General features: G+C 71.0%; 20 protein-coding genes. 12 read left to right on the forward strand and 8 right to left on the reverse strand.

Going from position 1 to position 14,905, the window contains the following annotated elements:
* The 8 genes from ACWD4O_RS14040 to ACWD4O_RS14075 all read left to right on the forward strand — a co-directional run bounded on the left by ACWD4O_RS14040 (nt 1) and on the right by ACWD4O_RS14075 (nt 4,378).
* Nucleotides 1-252 (forward strand): hypothetical protein, encoded by a 252-nt coding sequence (locus tag ACWD4O_RS14040; RefSeq protein WP_451279918.1) that lies wholly within the window; start codon nt 1-3, stop codon nt 250-252.
* A gap of 10 nt (nt 253-262) precedes the next feature.
* Entirely contained in the window at nt 263-520 is a 258-nt protein-coding gene (locus tag ACWD4O_RS14045) for a hypothetical protein (RefSeq protein WP_451279919.1), read from the forward strand.
* Nucleotides 521-589: 69 nt separating this feature from the next.
* Entirely contained in the window at nt 590-781 is a 192-nt protein-coding gene (locus ACWD4O_RS14050; RefSeq protein ID WP_451279920.1) for a hypothetical protein, read from the forward strand.
* A complete protein-coding gene (locus tag ACWD4O_RS14055; RefSeq protein ID WP_451279921.1) occupies nt 778-1,695 on the forward strand; it encodes a peptidoglycan-binding protein in 918 nt (305 codons plus the stop codon). Before ACWD4O_RS14050 ends, ACWD4O_RS14055 begins: the two co-directional genes overlap by 4 nt.
* A gap of 3 nt (nt 1,696-1,698) precedes the next feature.
* Nucleotides 1,699-1,971 carry a hypothetical protein gene (locus ACWD4O_RS14060; RefSeq protein WP_451279922.1) on the forward strand — a complete coding sequence of 91 codons (273 nt, stop codon included), beginning with the start codon at nt 1,699-1,701 and terminating at the stop codon, nt 1,969-1,971.
* A 17-nt stretch (nt 1,972-1,988) separates the two neighbouring features.
* Nucleotides 1,989-2,252 (forward strand): hypothetical protein, encoded by a 264-nt coding sequence (locus tag ACWD4O_RS14065; RefSeq protein WP_451279923.1) that lies wholly within the window; start codon nt 1,989-1,991, stop codon nt 2,250-2,252.
* A 207-nt stretch (nt 2,253-2,459) separates the two neighbouring features.
* Complete coding sequence (locus ACWD4O_RS14070; protein ID WP_451279924.1) at nt 2,460-3,638, forward strand: Fic family protein; 1,179 nt, start codon at nt 2,460-2,462, stop codon at nt 3,636-3,638.
* Nucleotides 3,639-3,715: 77 nt separating this feature from the next.
* On the forward strand, nt 3,716-4,378 hold the full coding sequence (locus ACWD4O_RS14075) for an HAD family hydrolase (protein ID WP_451279925.1): 663 nt from the start codon (nt 3,716-3,718) through the stop codon (nt 4,376-4,378).
* Here the strand turns inward: ACWD4O_RS14075 and ACWD4O_RS14080 are convergent.
* Entirely contained in the window at nt 4,359-5,585 is a 1,227-nt protein-coding gene (locus ACWD4O_RS14080; protein WP_451279926.1) for a transcriptional regulator, read from the reverse strand. The genes ACWD4O_RS14075 and ACWD4O_RS14080 overlap by 20 nt on opposite strands.
* 292 nt (nt 5,586-5,877) lie before the next feature.
* Here ACWD4O_RS14080 and ACWD4O_RS14085 point away from each other — a divergent pair, with 292 nt between their 5' ends.
* Together ACWD4O_RS14085 and ACWD4O_RS14090 are read left to right on the forward strand one after the other, a co-directional pair.
* Nucleotides 5,878-6,168, forward strand: coding sequence for a hypothetical protein (locus ACWD4O_RS14085; protein WP_451279927.1), 291 nt, complete (start codon nt 5,878-5,880; stop codon nt 6,166-6,168).
* Nucleotides 6,169-6,614: 446 nt separating this feature from the next.
* Entirely contained in the window at nt 6,615-7,532 is a 918-nt protein-coding gene (locus ACWD4O_RS14090) for a GNAT family N-acetyltransferase (RefSeq protein ID WP_451279928.1), read from the forward strand.
* Between the two features lie 16 nt (nt 7,533-7,548).
* Here the strand turns inward: ACWD4O_RS14090 and ACWD4O_RS14095 are convergent, their stop codons facing one another.
* The 3 genes from ACWD4O_RS14095 to ACWD4O_RS14105 all read right to left on the reverse strand — a co-directional run bounded on the left by ACWD4O_RS14095 (nt 7,549) and on the right by ACWD4O_RS14105 (nt 9,320).
* Nucleotides 7,549-7,995, reverse strand: coding sequence for a hypothetical protein (locus ACWD4O_RS14095; protein WP_451279929.1), 447 nt, complete (start codon nt 7,993-7,995; stop codon nt 7,549-7,551).
* 71 nt (nt 7,996-8,066) lie between these two features.
* Entirely contained in the window at nt 8,067-8,390 is a 324-nt protein-coding gene (locus tag ACWD4O_RS14100) for a hypothetical protein (RefSeq protein WP_451279930.1), read from the reverse strand.
* A gap of 87 nt (nt 8,391-8,477) precedes the next feature.
* The gene (locus ACWD4O_RS14105) at nt 8,478-9,320 is read right to left on the reverse strand and encodes a serine hydrolase domain-containing protein (protein ID WP_451279931.1); all 843 of its coding nucleotides are present in this window, start codon (nt 9,318-9,320) and stop codon (nt 8,478-8,480) included.
* 93 nt (nt 9,321-9,413) lie between these two features.
* Between ACWD4O_RS14105 and ACWD4O_RS14110 the strand changes: the two genes are divergently transcribed.
* Nucleotides 9,414-9,929: a GNAT family N-acetyltransferase gene (locus tag ACWD4O_RS14110; RefSeq protein WP_451279932.1), complete on the forward strand. Its 516-nt coding sequence runs from the start codon at nt 9,414-9,416 to the stop codon at nt 9,927-9,929.
* A gap of 68 nt (nt 9,930-9,997) precedes the next feature.
* On the opposite strand, the gene ACWD4O_RS14115 is transcribed toward ACWD4O_RS14110, so the two are convergent.
* Nucleotides 9,998-10,903 (reverse strand): ketopantoate reductase family protein, encoded by a 906-nt coding sequence (locus ACWD4O_RS14115; RefSeq protein WP_451279933.1) that lies wholly within the window; start codon nt 10,901-10,903, stop codon nt 9,998-10,000.
* 172 nt (nt 10,904-11,075) lie between these two features.
* On the opposite strand from ACWD4O_RS14115, the gene ACWD4O_RS14120 reads away from it, so the two are divergent.
* The gene (locus ACWD4O_RS14120) at nt 11,076-11,312 is read left to right on the forward strand and encodes a DUF2277 domain-containing protein (protein ID WP_351911299.1); all 237 of its coding nucleotides are present in this window, start codon (nt 11,076-11,078) and stop codon (nt 11,310-11,312) included.
* Between the two features lie 77 nt (nt 11,313-11,389).
* On the opposite strand, the gene ACWD4O_RS14125 is transcribed toward ACWD4O_RS14120, so the two are convergent.
* The 3 genes from ACWD4O_RS14125 to ACWD4O_RS14135 form a co-directional block, all read right to left on the reverse strand.
* Entirely contained in the window at nt 11,390-12,001 is a 612-nt protein-coding gene (locus tag ACWD4O_RS14125; RefSeq protein ID WP_451279934.1) for a DedA family protein, read from the reverse strand.
* 214 nt (nt 12,002-12,215) lie between these two features.
* The gene (locus ACWD4O_RS14130; protein ID WP_451279935.1) at nt 12,216-12,689 is read right to left on the reverse strand and encodes a DoxX family protein; all 474 of its coding nucleotides are present in this window, start codon (nt 12,687-12,689) and stop codon (nt 12,216-12,218) included.
* 70 nt (nt 12,690-12,759) lie between these two features.
* On the reverse strand, nt 12,760-14,715 hold the full coding sequence (locus ACWD4O_RS14135) for an FAD/NAD(P)-binding protein (RefSeq protein ID WP_451279986.1): 1,956 nt from the start codon (nt 14,713-14,715) through the stop codon (nt 12,760-12,762).
* Nucleotides 14,716-14,905 lie beyond the last annotated feature (190 nt).

A 14,905-nucleotide genomic window follows, 5' to 3' on the forward strand; every position in this document is an offset into this window, starting at 1 on the left:
GTGACGGGCCGTCTGGCCGGCACGGCGACCGCGGACACCGACGGGCGTACCAGCACCCGGCTTGCGTTCGGTGTGGAAACCCAGTTCTCGACGCCGTCCACCTCGGCCGCCCAGGCGAACCACGGGGCAGGCCGACTGATCACCAGCGGCGTCGGCGGGACCTTCTCCATCGACTGGGCGCAGACCGTCACGAACGCCACCGCCACCGTCATGGAGGCGGACTCATGGATTCTGCTTCACCGAATCATCTGAGGAGAACCTGATGCCCTTTGTGGTCGAGCGGCTGGAGGCCGTCCAGTACGACGGCACCAACGGCACCTTCATCGCCAACGAGTTCCTCAGCAACACCACGATCGAGAGCGACGACGGGCAGCTCCTGAGCCTCGTCGACGGCACGAACGACCCCCAGATCCGGCTGAACCACTGGGTGATCCGGCAGGCGCTCGGCGGCGGCCAGTTCCAGTACCGGGGGACCTACAACACCGCCGACTACCAGGCGAAGTACGCGCCGCTGCCCTGACCCGGCGGCCACCCTGGTCCACATGCCCCGAGCCTCTGGCCGGGGCTTTTCTCATGCCCCGGAGGGCACATGGCACAGCAACCGATCCCCGCCGACCTCGGCCCGCGCGCATACGCCGCGTACGGCGAAGCGACCGGCGGACTCACCCACGACGGGCGCCGCATGCCCGCGTGGGAGAACCTCGGCGAGCAGGTCCAGACGGCCTGGACCGTGGCGGCCCGGGCCATTTGGGACTCGGCGCAAGGAGGCGGTGCGCGATGACGACGAGAACCGGCCCCCAGACCTACCCCGGCGCCAGCCAGACCCGCCGCTACCAGGGCAAGTTCGGCGGCGACGACATGGAGGTCAACGTCGTCGTCCTCCACACCACCGAGGGCTCTAGCCTTCCGGACTACGGCGGCGGCGCGAGCGCACCGACCCTCACTGCAGTCCCGGACCTCGAGGCGAGGCGGCTGAAGTGGTATCAGCACTTCGACATCGACACCTCCGCCCGCGCCCTGCTGAATTTGCCGGGCGGGGTGGAGACGAATACGAACAACGTCTGCCAGGTCGAGTTGGTCGGCACCTGCGACCCGGCCACCCACAAGAAGTGGACGAAGGCGGGCACCGCACACATCTACTGGCCGGACGCCCCCGACTGGGCGCTCCAGGGTGTGGCCGAGTTCCTCGCCTGGATGCACGCCAAGCACGGTGTGCCGCTGTCGGGTCCGTCGCGGTGGCCGGCGTACCCGACGTCGTACGCGAACGGCGGCGGGCAGCGGATGAACGATGCGCAGTGGAACGCGTTCAGGGGCGTGTGCGGGCACATGCACGTGGACGAGAACCTGCACGGCGATCCGGGCGCGATCGACTTCGCCAAGCTGATCGCCTTCGCTGAGGAGGCTGCCGGCGCGCCGTCGGCACCCGTCGTGGAGACGCGGTACGAACCGTTCCCCGGTGCCGCGTGGTTCAAGAAGGCTCCGCGTTCGGCGATCGTCACGGCGATGGGCAAGCGCCTGGTCGCGGTCGGCTGCTCGGCGTACACGTCCGGCCCGGGCCCGCAGTGGACCGAGGCCGACCGCAAGTCGTATGCGAAGTGGCAGCGGAAGCAGGGGTACGCCGGCGCGGCCGCCGACGGCTGGCCCGGGGCCGCCTCGTGGGCCGCACTCAAGGTCCCGTACGTCATGGAGGGCTGACCCATGAAGGACACCAGCAAGCGCACTGCCCGCACGGTGCTCCAGACCGCGCTCGGCATCGCGGTCGTCCTGCCGGCCGTCGTCGACGCGTCCGGCGTTCCCGCAGCCCTCCCGTGGGTCGCCGGGTCACTCGCGGTCGCGGGAGGCTTCGCCCGGGTCATGGCCGTCCCCGGCGTCCAGGCGCTTCTTCCCGGTTGGCTGCGCACGGCCGACGGAGGCAGGGACGAGGACCTCCGGGCGGCGCTGAAACGCTCGCATGAAGGCGGTGGCGGGTGACTGTCCCGGAGGCCTCCGTGGCCGTCGAGCTGGAGCGCCTCCGCGGCACGGTCGCCACCGGTTTCGCGCGGGTCGAGGGCAGTCTTTCGGTCCTCGTCGAGAGGTCGGACCGCAACGAACGCGACCTGGCGCAGCTGCGTCTGGACACCCAGAAGGAGCTCGACGAGGTCCGCGCCGAGGTCGAGGCCCTGAAGAGAAACCGGTGGCCGGCGGCCGCCGTTGGCATGCTCACCGGCGCGGTGGGCGCTGCCACCGGATTACTAGCCCTGCTCACCCGCTGACACACGACGCCCCCTGTACGGCCTCACGCGGGCTGCACAGGGGGCGACTGTGTGGTTGCTGTGAGCTATTTAGGTAAACCTTCGCTCATGGCGTAGCAGTTCGCTTGGCAGCCCGAAACGCTAGACACTACATTGGACAGAAAAGGGCATCATAATCGCGAACATGCAGTTCAAAGGCATATTCGATCACCGTTGTCGGGAGCGGAAATGCGGGCATACGAGAGGACTCACCCATGGATCACCTTCCAGCTTGACCTGCGGGGCCTGGACCATGAGGCGTGGCTTCTGCTTGGCGAGGCGGTCTCCAAGCTGGAACACATCGCGGGAGTTCCGCTGCAGCCGGACGTCGCGGCCGAACTTAACTACGTGTACCTGACGAAGGGGGCGCACGCCACGACCCAGATCGAGGGCAACACCCTGTCGGAGGACCAGGTCAGGCGTCGCGTCGACCATGACCTGAAACTCCCCCCGTCCCAGGAGTACCTCGGGCAGGAGGTGGACAACGTTCTCGCTGGCTACAACCGGATCGTGGACGAGGTGGCCGAGAACACCCCGCTTGACCTCACCCTTGAGCGGATCTGTGAGTTCAACCGAATTGTCCTCGCAGACCTGCCGGTGGACGGAGACTCCAAGCCAGGGGAGATCAGGTCCAGCAGCGTCCTCGTCGGCAGCGTCTACCGCGGCGCACCCGCCGAAGACTGCCCCTATCTGATCGAGCGTATGTGTGCCTGGCTGGAAGAGCTGCGCACCACCGATGGGCCGTTGCGGCAGCCTGTTGCTGTCTTGTCGGCGATCATGGCGCACTTGTACATCGCGTGGATTCACCCCTTCGAGGACGGCAACGGCCGCACCGCGCGCCTGATCGAGTATCAGATGACGGTGCGGGCCGGAGCCCCCACCGTCGCGGCACACGTACTGGCTGACCACTACAACAAGACACGAGCCGACTACTACAGGCAGCTTCGACGTACGAGCCGGGAACCGTATGACGTAACCGGGTTCGTGAAGTACGCACTGCAAGGCCTGGTTGACGGACTGCGGCAGCAGATCAGTGACATCCAGGGGCAGCAGATGGACGTCACATGGCGGAACTTCGTCCACGAGGCGTTCCACGACAAGTCCACGCCCGCCTGCGCCCGCCAACGGCGACTGCTGCTGAGCCTGCCGGTGGGACAGTGGACTTCGCGGGCTGACCTCAGGGGCCTCACCCCTGCGCTCGCCGAGGCGTACGCGGGGCGAGAGGACAAGACCGTCTCCCGCGACATAAACGCTCTCAAGGGCATGGGTCTGATCATCGCCAGCGGCCACGGGACAACCTTGCGGATCGCACCGCGGACCGCGCTGCTGAAGGCGTTCATGCCCCTTGTGGCGGAGCAGCAGGACTGAAAGTGAGCGATGCCCCCTGTACGGCCCCACCCGGGCCGTACAGGGGGCCTTTCGTCATGCCCGGTTACCCTGCGGGCATGATTCGCGCAGTGGTTTTCGACGTCGGTGAGTGCCTCGTGGACGAGACTCGTGAGTACGGCACTTGGGCCGACTGGCTCGGCGTTCCCCGCCACACTTTCGCCGCCGTGTTCGGCGCGGTCATCGCGCAGGGCCGCGACTACCGAGACACCTTTCAGGAGTTCCAGCCCGGGTTCGACCTCTACGCGGAACGCGAGCGCCGCGCCGAGGCCGGGCGGCCGGAGCACTTCGGCGAGGCCGACCTCTACCCGGACGTCCGACCTGCACTGACACAGCTCCGTGCGGAGGGCCTGTGGCTGGGCATCGCCGGGAACCAGACGGTCCGCGCGGGGAAGATCCTGCGCGAACTGTTCACCGACGACGTCGACCTGATCGGCACCTCCGACGACTGGGGCGCGAGCAAGCCGGACCTCGCGTTCTTCGGCCGCGTCGCCGAGGTCGTCCCGTTCTCGGCTGAGGAGATCCTCTACGTCGGGGACCGGGTCGACAACGACCTCCGCCCGGCCGTTGCCGCGGGTATGCCGACCGCGCTGGTGCGCCGCGGCCCGTGGGCGACGATCCAGTGGAACACCCAGGAAGCGAAGGAACTCCCCACCTTCCGGGTGGAGAGCCTCCGCGAACTGTCCGGGCTGATCGCCAAGTTCAACGAGACAAGGCGCTGACCGTCGTCCCCCACCCGTACAGCCGGTCGTCGAGCTCGCGCACGCATGCCTTGTGCTGGTGCGGCGTCAGCTGCCGACGCACCTCCCGCACGCGATCCATGCCCATTGCGTACCAGGTCCGCTCCAGCTGATCGAGCGCTTGGACCGCGTGCGCGCATGCGGCCTCGGGGTCACCGGCCGTGGCTTCGACGGCGGCCAGGTCCCCCAGAATGACGCTGCGCTGCTTCTCCTCGGTGGACTCCAGCGCGTCGAGGACAGCGAGGAGAGTGGTGCGGGCCTGCGGCAGGTGCCCGGCCTTCAGCTGAGTGTTGCCCTTGAACGCGGCAAGTCGGACCGGGGAGAACCAGTCCAGCCAGTTCGGGCTCTCGTGCTCGCTGCCCGCCTCAAGCACGCCCTCGGCGTGCCCGATCAGGTGCAGGGCGGTGCGCGTGTGTCCGCACCTGGTCTCGCACTCGGCCTCGACGGCGTCCAGCCACGCGAGGAGCTCGGCCGAGGCCGGGCCGCGACGGGCGTAGGTGCGGGCGGCGACCATCCGCTCGACGGCCGCGTCCCGGTCGCCCGTCCATGCGGGGATGAACGCGGTGTGCGCGAGGACGGCTGCGCCCATGAGCGCGTCGTCGGCTTCGCCTGCGGCCTGGAGCGCGCGGAGCAGTGTCTGCTGCGCGCGTAGGGCGTCGCGCAGGTCGAAGAATTCGATCCGTCCGGCGAGCAGCCACGTCTCGGCGAGGGCGGACGCGACTCGCTGCCTGGTCTGTCCGGCGGTTTCCGGGAGCAGAGCACAGCCGAGGGCGGCGTGAGAAAGCGCGGCCGGGTGCAGGGTGGCCGGCGCGACGGACCAGTACAGGCGTCGGTGTGAGCGCGTCACGGCCTCGAAGTCCGCAGCGACCGAGGCGGGTTGGACGGCCACGGCCTGGGTGGGGACGGCGGCGAGGCCTACGGCGGCAGCCGTCGCCGCGAGGACCGTACGACGGGCGCGGTCCGCAGTGCTGCCGCCGGGAGGGGTGAATCCGAGCGCCTCCAGATCCTGTCCGAGGAGCCGGGTGAGAGCCTGACCCACCTCGGCCTGCGGCCACGGCGGATTGTCGGACTCCCACCGACGGACCTGCCGGACGCCCGCCTTGAGGGCGTCGGCGAGGGCCTGTTGAGAGTGGTAGCCGGCCGCTACACGAGCGGACTTGAGGCGGGTGTTGCCTGCGGGCCGTGCCACTGCTGCACCTCCGTGTCGAGCACTGCGTCAAGTGTCGCCGGAAGCCCTTGTTCTGGCCAGCATTTACCCGCACACCCTATAAAAAGTCCTCTTTGGGGCGGCAGAAAGCCCTCTCGAAGTCCTCGAAATCGCGATATGCAAGGGCCAATCTTGACTGCATCTGAACCTCACAGGCTGCCGAGGAGCCATGATGCCGAGCACACAATTGCCGTCCGCCGGAGGGTGCACCCTGCAAGATGCCGGACGAGAGTGGGACGCCATCCGTGTACCGCGTCAGACCGGACTCGCTGCGATGGGCATCCTCGGTCCGTGCTGTGGTGCTGTCGTCGAGTCAGGTGACTCCCGCTCGGTCCTGTACTTCTTCGTGCCCCGCGGGACGGCGAACGGCTGGGAACTGGAGAACGCGAAGGTGCTCAGCTGCGGCAGCTCGGTGGCGATTCCTCCACCCCGTCGGACGCAGGGGCCGGGCCCGCACTGGCGCATGTGCCCGGGCGAGGGCCGACTTCTCACCGATGCGGAGGCTCTGCGCGCCGCTCTCGGGGACGCGTTCGGCCCGCGGCTCGGTGAGGAGCAGGCAGGATGAGGGGCGCGGGGAAGCGCCAGGTCCGCGCCTACCGGGCTGACAGTCGATACCGAGCTCTGCTGGATCACTGTCTCGGCTGTCAGGAGTGCCGGGCCGATACAGCGAAGGTGTGTCCGGAAGCCGGCACGTTGCGAAGTGCGTGGCAGCGTGCGCGAGGAGGCGAGACCGTATGAACGCCGGATCCCGGCCCGAGCCCGCCAGTCTTGAGCGGCCCCGGCCGGTACCTGGATGCGTAACCTGCGCGGCCCTGGCCCAGCAGCGGGCGGCCGCAGCCGCCGCGGGCGACTACTCCAGAGTGTCGGACTGCGACGTCCGCCTGCGCCGCCATCCGCACGAGCATAATTAGTTGCTTCGTGCATCGGTTGCCTGGTGCATCGGTTGGCTGGTACATCTGTTGTGTGCAGAACGAGGACCGCATCCTGGCGGTGCGCGCTCACGCTCGCCGTGTGACGCGTGAGCTGGGGTTCATGGAGCAGACGCTTGCCGCGACGCCCTATCCGCCGTCGACCGTGCACGCGCTGATCGAGATCGATCGCACGCCCGGGATCACGGCCGCCGAACTCGCGGACGAGCTGCTGCTGGATCGTTCGACCGTGAGCCGGCTGCTGCGCAGGCTGGTCGACGCCGACGAGATCCGTGAGGATCTGGGTGAGACGGACCGCCGGCACAAGACGCTGTCGTTGACGGGCAAGGGGCGGCAGACCGTCCGCGCGATCCATCGGCACGGAACGGCTCAGGTGGAGAGTGCGTTCGCGCACCTCGCGGAGCCGGAACAGGAGGCGGTGCGGCGTGGTCTGCGTACCTATGCCGAGGCTCTGGTGCACAGCCGCCTGGGGCATCCGTTGCCCGGTTCCCGGGCGGCGATCGAGGTGGACACGGAGCTGCGGCCGGGCGACGTGGGGCAGATCGCCGTCCTGCATGCGCGGGAGTACGCCGAGATCGCGGGCTTCGGCGTCGCGTTCGAAGCGGTGGTCGCCGGGGACCTCGCCGAGTTCGTCAGGCGCGACGACCCGGCCGACCGGATCTGGATCGCCCGCGACGAGGACGGCACGGTCGTCGGCTCGATCGCCGTCGAGCTGTCCCACGGCCCGCGTGAGGCGCACCTGCGCTGGTTCCTGGTCGGCCGGGCGGCTCGCGGCACAGGCCTCGGACGGCGACTGCTGAACGATGCGGTGGCCTACTGCGACGCCGGCGGTGCCGAGGCGACGGCGCTGTGGACGTTCCAGGGGCTCGACACGGCCCGCGCGATGTACGAGAAGCACGGCTTCGCGCTGGTCTCGGAGCAGTCCGGAGACCGTTGGGGAAACACCGTCGTCGAGCAGTTGTTCCGACGCCCGGCCCGCGCCGGTCTGTCGAGTACCTGAGGCTCGCGGCCACGCGTCAGCAGGCGTCGTACTTCCAGGCGTCGCCCTCCAGGGTCCACGGCTGCGCCTGCTGGTCGAACTTGGGCAGGCCCTGCACCTTGTAGGCGACCCGGGCCAGCGTGCCCGACACCTGGGCCGTGATGTCCGTCGCCGGGTGGTCCTCGCCGTAGTCGACGTTCGCCTGCTCGACGACGCCGGCGTACGCCTCCTTGGTCGTCTGCTCGGCGCAGCGGGTGGAGAGCATGCCGTACGCGGTGTCGGCGTCGGCGGCGAAGTACGCGGCGGTGTAGACGGCGACGGCCGCCTTCAGGTCGTCGCCCTCGTGCTCGGCCGGGACGCTGACGGTGGGCTCGGCCGCGGGTGTCCCCGAGTCGTTGGCCGGGGCCGGGTCGTCGCCTTGCGAGGAGCAGGCGGTGAGCACGAGGAGCGCGGCGGTGAGTGTGCCGGCGGCGCGGATGCGCATGTGTTCCCCCACGGACAGAGCGGTCTGAAGGGGGCATCGTGCCATGGGAGGTCCGGCGGCGGGAGGGGACCCTACTCGTGCGCGTGCTTGAGGTTCATGCGGGCCTCGACCCGGTCCGGGGCTGCGATCTCCGCCCAGTAGCGGTGGCAGGACACGAAGACCGCGAGTTCGTGTTCGCGCTGTCGGAGCTTCTCCACCTCGGCCTGTTCGTCGGCCGTCCAGCCGGGGGAGGCGGGGCGCTCGGTCTTGCGCCAGCCGGTGTCGTCGCTGAAGCCGTCCAGGGGCTCCACCGACCAGGGGAGCCGCTTCAGCAAGGCCGACAGCTCGGCCCGGACCTGGTGCAGCTCCTCCTGACCGGCGCGCAGGTCGCTGGGAAAGTCATAGGTCTTGGCCACACGGCAATGGTACGCCTGTTCGAATTTGGGTGGCGAGCTCCTTCGGGGTGTTCGTGTGAACGTATGTTCGAGCAGGGGCGGTGGATCTCAGCTGTCGGTGCGGGCCCGGTCGAGGATCGCCACGCCCAGTCGGTCCGTGAGCTGCGGGTCTCCGTTGAGGCGGTGGACGACAACCCAACTGCCGTCGGGCATCGCCCCGGCGAAGAGCGAGGCGTCGCGGGTCGCGCCGTTGTGCCAGAGCAGCGGGCCGGCCGTCGCCCAGGAGGGTGCCGGATCTCCCAGCCGCCGTTCCACCAGGAGCCGTACGACCAGGTCGGCCACGGCTCGCGGAGTGGCCCACAGGCCGCCCGCCGGCAGGATCGCGCCGTCCATCGTCCACGGGCGGCGCGCTCTGCCGAACAGGCCCGGGGCCTGGAGGCAGCGTGCCGGGTCGGGGCGCGCCGTCATCTCCGTGACGTCCAGCGGGCGCAGCACGTATGCCGTCGCCAGCTCCTCGTACGCCGTGCCGGACGCGGCGGCCAGGGCCGCGCCGAGGAGCGCGTAGCCGAAGTTGGAGTACTCCTCCTCCTGGCCCGGGGGGCGGGTGACGAGCGTGGCGAGCCGGGGGAGGAGAGCGTGCAGCGCGGAGTCGTCGAACGGGGCGTACGGGTCGCGGCGGGGGAGGCGGACGGGCGGCAGACGCGGGAGGCCGGAGGTGTGCTCGGCCAGGTGCCGCAGGGTGATGCCGGTGCCGGGGGACGCAGTGGGCAGCAGGCGCTCGACGGGGTCGTCGAGGCCGAGGACTCCGGCCGCCGCCATCCGGATCAGCGCCGTGCCGGTGACGACCTTGGTGAGCGACGCGATCGGGACGTAGCGGTCGACCGCGTGCCCGTCGCTCAGGGCGGGCGGGGTCGCGTGGGTGAGGACACAGGTCGGGATGCGACGACGCATGACGGCCTCTGACTCCTTTCGTTCCATGGGTGGTGCTGTCCCGACGTTACGGGGGCGGACCCGATTGTCAGACCCTCGCTCTACCGTGGGCGCATGGATCTCAACGGTGTGGACCAAGTGCGGCTGGTGCCCTGGTCGGAGGGTGACTTCTGGTTGCTGGAGCGGACCAACAGCCCCGAGATGACCAAGCACTTGGGCGGGCCGGAGAGCGAGGAGAAGCTCACCGACCGGCATCGGCGGTATGTCGAGCCGTTCAACGGGTGCATGTACCGGGTCACGCTCGCCGACGGCGGGGAGACCGTCGGCTCGATCGGCTACTGGGAGCGCGAGTGGCGGGACGGGACGGTGTGGGAGACGGGCTGGGGGATCCTGCCCGAGTTCCAGGGCAGAGCCCTCGCGGCGCAGGCCGCCCGCGCGCTCGTCGACGTCGTACGGGAGACCGGCGGGCACCCGGCCCTGCACGCCTTCCCCAAGGTGGACCATCCCGCGTCCAACGGGGTGTGCCGCAAGGCCGGGTTCACGCTGCTCGGGCAGGTCGAGCTGGAGTACCCGAAGGGGAACCCGATCACATCCAACGACTGGTACGTCGACCTGCGCACCGGTCCCTGAGAAGCGGTGTCCGTCTGCCGGGTGGTTGCTGCCTGCCGGGTGGTTTCTGCCTACCGGGTGGTGTCCGGCTACGAAGGCGTGTCCGCCAGCTCCCTCACCAGGCGCGCCGTCACCGGCGTCGGCACGCCGTGCCGTTCGGCCGCGCGCAGCAACGCCCCGCCGATGGCGTCGAGTTCGAGAGGGCGGCCCGCCTCGGCGTCGCGCTGCATCGAGGACTTGGCGGTGGCGGCGAACGCGTCGTACCGGGCGAGTGCCTGTGCGGGGTCGGCGGGGGCGCCGCAGGCGGTGCTGACCGCGGCGCTCTCCTCGACCAGCGCGGTCAGCTCCGCGCGGTGCCGGGTGCGGATCTCGCCGAGCGGCAGACCGTGCCAGGTGGTGAGCAGGGCGAAGGGCGCGAGGAACGCCATCTTGGCCCACAGCGCGGCCGTCTCGTCCGGCAGGACGCGCACGGTCGGGCCGGCCGCCGTCAGCGCCCGCGCGAGCGCGTCGAGGCGGGGGCGCGGCACGGCGTCGCCGGTCAGGTCGATCTCCGCGAAGGCGCTCCCGTGCTCGATCACGCCCGGGGCGACCCGGGTCGACTCGACGCGGATGACGGCCGGGGCCACCCGGTCCGGGCGGTGGTGCGTGCGCAGGACGGCCGGGTGCTCGACGCCGTTCAGGAACGGCACGAGGAGAGTGTCCTCGCCGAGAGCGGAGGCCGGGATGCGCGTCAGCGCCGCGTCGAGGGCGGTGTGCTTGACGGCGATCAGGACCGCGTCGACCGGGGCGCGCAGCTCGGTGTCCGCGTCCACCCGAGCGGTGAACTCGCCGAACGGCGTGCTGCGGACGCGGATGCCGTCGGTGCGCAGGGTCGCGGCCGTGTCCTCGCCGGCCAGGCAGATCACCTGGTGGCCGGCCCGGGACAGCAGGGCCGCGAGCAGGCCGCCCACCCCGCCGGGGCCGAGGACGGCAACGGTGCGTATGTCGTTCGTCATGATGCTGTTGATCCTCTCGTCGGTCGACCCCGCGGGTGCGGTGGCCGCCTCTGAAGTGATCATGGCATGTGACCGGGAGACGCAGAGGGAGTCCCAGAGGGAATCTCTGTGGGAACCGGAACGGGAATCGGAACGGGAATCGGAACGGGAAGCGGAGAGGGAGACTGGGGACATGTGCCGGAGTATCAAGACGCTTCGTCCGCCCGCGTTGCCCGAGGAGGCGACGGAGGACGAGATTCGCGCCGCAGCGCTGCAGTACGTCCGTAAGGTGTCCGGCTTCCGGGCGCCGGCCGAGCACAACCGGGAGGTGTTCGAGAGGGCGGTCGAGGTCATCGCCGCGGCCACCGCCGAACTGTTGGACGGCCTGGAGGTGCGCGGCTCGGGCCGCAGCGTGGCGGCCGGCGCGTAGCGCGTAGCGCCTGGGGACCCCAGAGACAGGGGCAGGCGCAGGAGCAGGAGGCAGGGGCGGACCCGGGACCGGGCCCGCTACGCCGGCTGTCTGCGCATCACGTACCCCGCGCCCGCCCCCGCGCCGACCAGCGCGAGCACCGACACGCCCGTCGCCAGCCAGGTCGTGCCGAGCCAGTGGGCGCCGAAGTAGCCGAGGGCGGCGCTGTAGGCCGCCCAGGACAGGCCGGCCAGTGCGGACCAGGGGAGGAACTCGCGGGGGCGGCGGTGGGCCGTGCCCGCGATGAGGGAGACGACGGAACGGCCGGCCGGGGCGAAGCGGGCCAGCACGACCAGCGCGCCGCCGCCGCGGGCCAGGGCCTCGCCGAGACGTTCCTGCGCGGTGGTCAGCCGACGGGAACGGGCGATCGCGCGGTCCAGGCGCTCACCGCCGCGCCAGGCCAGCCGGTAGGCCACCAGGTCGCCCAGCACGGAGGCCGTCGTCGCGGAGAGGATCAGGACCATGATGTCCGGGACGTCGTGCGGGACCTGGCCGGCCACCGCGCCCGAGCCCGCCGCCGCGGCCGTCGCCGCCGTGATGACGAGCACGCCGCTGGGCAGTACCGGAAGGAACACGTCGAGGAGGACCGACAGGCCCACCACCGCGTAGATCCAGGGGCTGCCGAACAACGCCCCCACACTCTCGAACACCGCAGACTCCCCGTGTCTCCCCCGTGGCGACCCGACCGTGCCGCTGTGTCGCGGGGGAGCGGCAGGTGCGGCCAATGACAGCCATACAGCGTACGCCCGGGGTGTGACAGCAGGATCACGGGGGCTCGTATGTTCGGCGCGGCTCGTTCACCTGCGGGTGATCCGCCTTGCGGTGCGCGACCTGCACGCACCGCAAGGCGGATCGGCCGTCGGGTCAGGCGTTGACCGTGGCCTTCTGTGCCGTCGGCGTCCGTTCCGCGGCCGTGCGACGGCCCGAGAACAGACGGTCCAGGCCGAGTGCCCCGGAGCCGGTGAAGATCAGCAGCAGGAAGGCCCAGCAGAACATCGCGGAGGCCTCGCCGCCGTTCTCCATCGGCCACAGGGCGCTGGGCTGGTGCACGTCGAAGTAGGCGTACGCCATGGAGCCCGAGGCGAGGAACGCGGCGGCCCGGGTGCCCAGGCCCAGCAGGACCAGGCTGCCGCAGACGAGCTGGATCACGGCCGCGTACCAGCCGGGCCAGGCACCGGCGTCGACGGTGCCGCCGTCGGTGCCCGCGGCGCCGCCGAGGACGCCGAAGAGGGAGGCCGCGCCATGGCAGGCGAAGAGCAGGCCTACGACGATGCGGAAGACGCCGACCGCATAGGGCTGTGCGGTATCGAGCTGTGCGGTGTTGAGGCGAGCAGGCATGTGGGGGTGCTCCTTCGGTGTCGGTCGTTGGGGGCGGCGGTACCGAATGAGCGACACACGTTAGGCGGACCTAATCAATGCTTGCAAGTTCAACTTTTGGCCACTGATCGGATTCCGTTTTCATCCCCGCCTCCCGGATCGCCGCACGTAGGACGGCCCTCGCGACCGCGTCCGCATCCGAAAGCGTGACCGAATCCACCCCTGGGCGCGCGCCCGCCGCGGTGACCCAGTGCACGCCCTCCGTCGGCACCCCGAAGGCGAACCTCCTTGCATGTGACCGGCCCTGACGATCGATCAGATGGTAGGGGCGCTGCGTTACGTCCAGCCCCCCGGTCACGTAACCGTCCACCGTGTGCGGACGGCACTGCCCGGTCTTCAGCAGCCGGGCCAGCAGGCCGTCGGCGGTGCGGCGGACGTCCGGTTCCGGGAGCCGCGCCTCGACGAGCGTCGTGACCCGGACCGCCGAGCCCGGCACCTCCGGCGAGTGCGCAAGCCAGGCCCCGTCCTCCTCGCGCACCTCCAGCCGGGGGCCGAGCACCTCCACCACCCCCGCCGCCACCAGGGCCGCCAGCTCCTCGATGCGGCGGCGCGGCGGTCCGATGGACAGGAAGGCGTTGAGCGGGGTGTACCAGCGGTCCAGATGGTCCCGGCGGGACGGGCCGGCCAGACCGGCGTGGTCGACGATCAGCCGCAGCTCGTTGCGCAGGTCGCGCAGCACGTCCAGGGCCGCCTTCGAGGGCCCCTCCACATTGCCCCGGGCGGCGTCCTCGGCGTCCCTGCGCAGATACGCCAGCAGCCAGTCCCGCCACTGCCCCGGATGCGCGAACCGCCGTTCCGTATACGGCCGGGAGATCCGGTCCCAGCTCCAGCGGTCCGCCTCCGGCACCCCGAACTCGTCCAGCAGCAGGGCCTCTCGGGGGTCGCGGTGCGGGACGGCGAGGAAACGGTCGGCGAGGAAACGGCCGGCGTGGAAACGGCCGGCGGGTCCGGGGCGGTCCGTCAGGGCCGTGTAGTAGACCGTCTCGACCTCCTTCGCCACCAACGGCCATATCTCGGCCAGGAAGTCGGGCGCCTCGCCGGAGTCCGCGCGCTTGCGGAAGCCCGCGATCACCTCCGGGGTGAGGACCAGCGGGGTGTGACGGCCGTACGGCCCCTTGGCGTTGTCGCCGCGCGCCTGGTACGGGACGCCGCGCCGGGAACCGGCGTACAGCCGGGGCTCGTGACCGGAGGGTATGTAGCGCAGGGCCCGGCCGGCGCCGGTGTGCCCGGCGCCGCCGGCGTCGGGGACGAAGCGGCCGCCCCGGCCGGTGGTCAGCAGGGCCATGTGGTCGAAGAAGTTCAGGCCGAGCCCGCGCAGCAGCACCGGTTTGCCCGGCGCGAGGGCGGAGAGGTCGACGTCGGCCGGGTTGGCGGGCGGGACATGGCGCAGGCCGTGCCGTTCGGCGTAGGCGGTGTGGCGCTGCTGGGCGCAGTCGGCGGCCACCGGCAGATGCCCCTGGGCGAGGACGACGGCGGAGACGCCGAGCAGGACGCGGCCGTCGTCCAGGGTGAGGACCTGACGGCCGTCGGCGGCGTCGTCGAGCCGGAGCGCGCGGGCCGCGTGCGTCTCGACGCGGATCGAGGGCGGGGCCTGGCGCACGGTCCGCGCGAACACCCACTCCAGGTAGCGGCCGTAGTGCGCGCGGGTCGGGTACTCGTCCGGGCCCAGCGCGCCGCGCGCCCACGCGTGCAGACTCGGGCCCGGACGGATCGGGCCCGCGCAGTCCACGCTGTCGTCGGTGAACAGGGTCACCTGCGAGGCCACGGTGTTCATCAGCAGCTCCCGCGACTGTGCGGTGCGCCAGACGCGGCCCGGCCCCGGCGGGTCGGGATCGACGACATGGACCGTCAGGCGCGCCCCGGGCGGCAGGAGTTCGGGCGCGGAGGCGCAGAGGCGTTCCAGGACGCTGGTGCCGCGCGGCCCGGCGCCGACGAGGGCGACGGAGACGTCGATGGCGGCGGCGCCGGCTGTGTGTTCCGCGTTCACTGAGGGCAAGGGGGTGACTCCCGGGCGTGTGGGGCGCGATGGAGCTGCCCGTCCACGAGGCCGTGCGAGGCCGTGCGAGGCCGTGCGGGAAGCGGACGGACTGCCTCATCATGCCTCTCCCGAACTCTTCGAGCACGGGGGTGCCCCGCGTTCCCGGAAGCCAACGCGGGCCCCACGCGCCCCAGTTGTC

The sequence above is a fragment of the Streptomyces sp. NPDC002623 genome (assembly GCF_053592635.1).

What these genes read in the sequence shown, in the direction of transcription:
- ACWD4O_RS14045 (WP_451279919.1), top strand. Translation starts at nt 263, where the DNA reads ATGCCCTTTGTGGTCGAGCGGCTGGAGGCCGTCCAGTACGACGGCACC.
- ACWD4O_RS14050 (WP_451279920.1), top strand. Translation starts at nt 590, where the DNA reads ATGGCACAGCAACCGATCCCCGCCGACCTCGGCCCGCGCGCATACGCC.
- ACWD4O_RS14055 (WP_451279921.1), top strand. Translation starts at nt 778, where the DNA reads ATGACGACGAGAACCGGCCCCCAGACCTACCCCGGCGCCAGCCAGACC.
- ACWD4O_RS14060 (WP_451279922.1), top strand. Translation starts at nt 1,699, where the DNA reads ATGAAGGACACCAGCAAGCGCACTGCCCGCACGGTGCTCCAGACCGCG.
- ACWD4O_RS14070 (WP_451279924.1), top strand. Translation starts at nt 2,460, where the DNA reads ATGCGGGCATACGAGAGGACTCACCCATGGATCACCTTCCAGCTTGAC.
- ACWD4O_RS14075 (WP_451279925.1), top strand. Translation starts at nt 3,716, where the DNA reads ATGATTCGCGCAGTGGTTTTCGACGTCGGTGAGTGCCTCGTGGACGAG.
- ACWD4O_RS14085 (WP_451279927.1), top strand. Translation starts at nt 5,878, where the DNA reads ATGGGCATCCTCGGTCCGTGCTGTGGTGCTGTCGTCGAGTCAGGTGAC.
- ACWD4O_RS14095 (WP_451279929.1), bottom strand. Translation starts at nt 7,995, where the DNA reads ATGCGCATCCGCGCCGCCGGCACACTCACCGCCGCGCTCCTCGTGCTC.
- ACWD4O_RS14105 (WP_451279931.1), bottom strand. Translation starts at nt 9,320, where the DNA reads ATGCGTCGTCGCATCCCGACCTGTGTCCTCACCCACGCGACCCCGCCC.
- ACWD4O_RS14110 (WP_451279932.1), top strand. Translation starts at nt 9,414, where the DNA reads ATGGATCTCAACGGTGTGGACCAAGTGCGGCTGGTGCCCTGGTCGGAG.
- ACWD4O_RS14115 (WP_451279933.1), bottom strand. Translation starts at nt 10,903, where the DNA reads ATGACGAACGACATACGCACCGTTGCCGTCCTCGGCCCCGGCGGGGTG.
- ACWD4O_RS14120 (WP_351911299.1), top strand. Translation starts at nt 11,076, where the DNA reads ATGTGCCGGAGTATCAAGACGCTTCGTCCGCCCGCGTTGCCCGAGGAG.
- ACWD4O_RS14130 (WP_451279935.1), bottom strand. Translation starts at nt 12,689, where the DNA reads ATGCCTGCTCGCCTCAACACCGCACAGCTCGATACCGCACAGCCCTAT.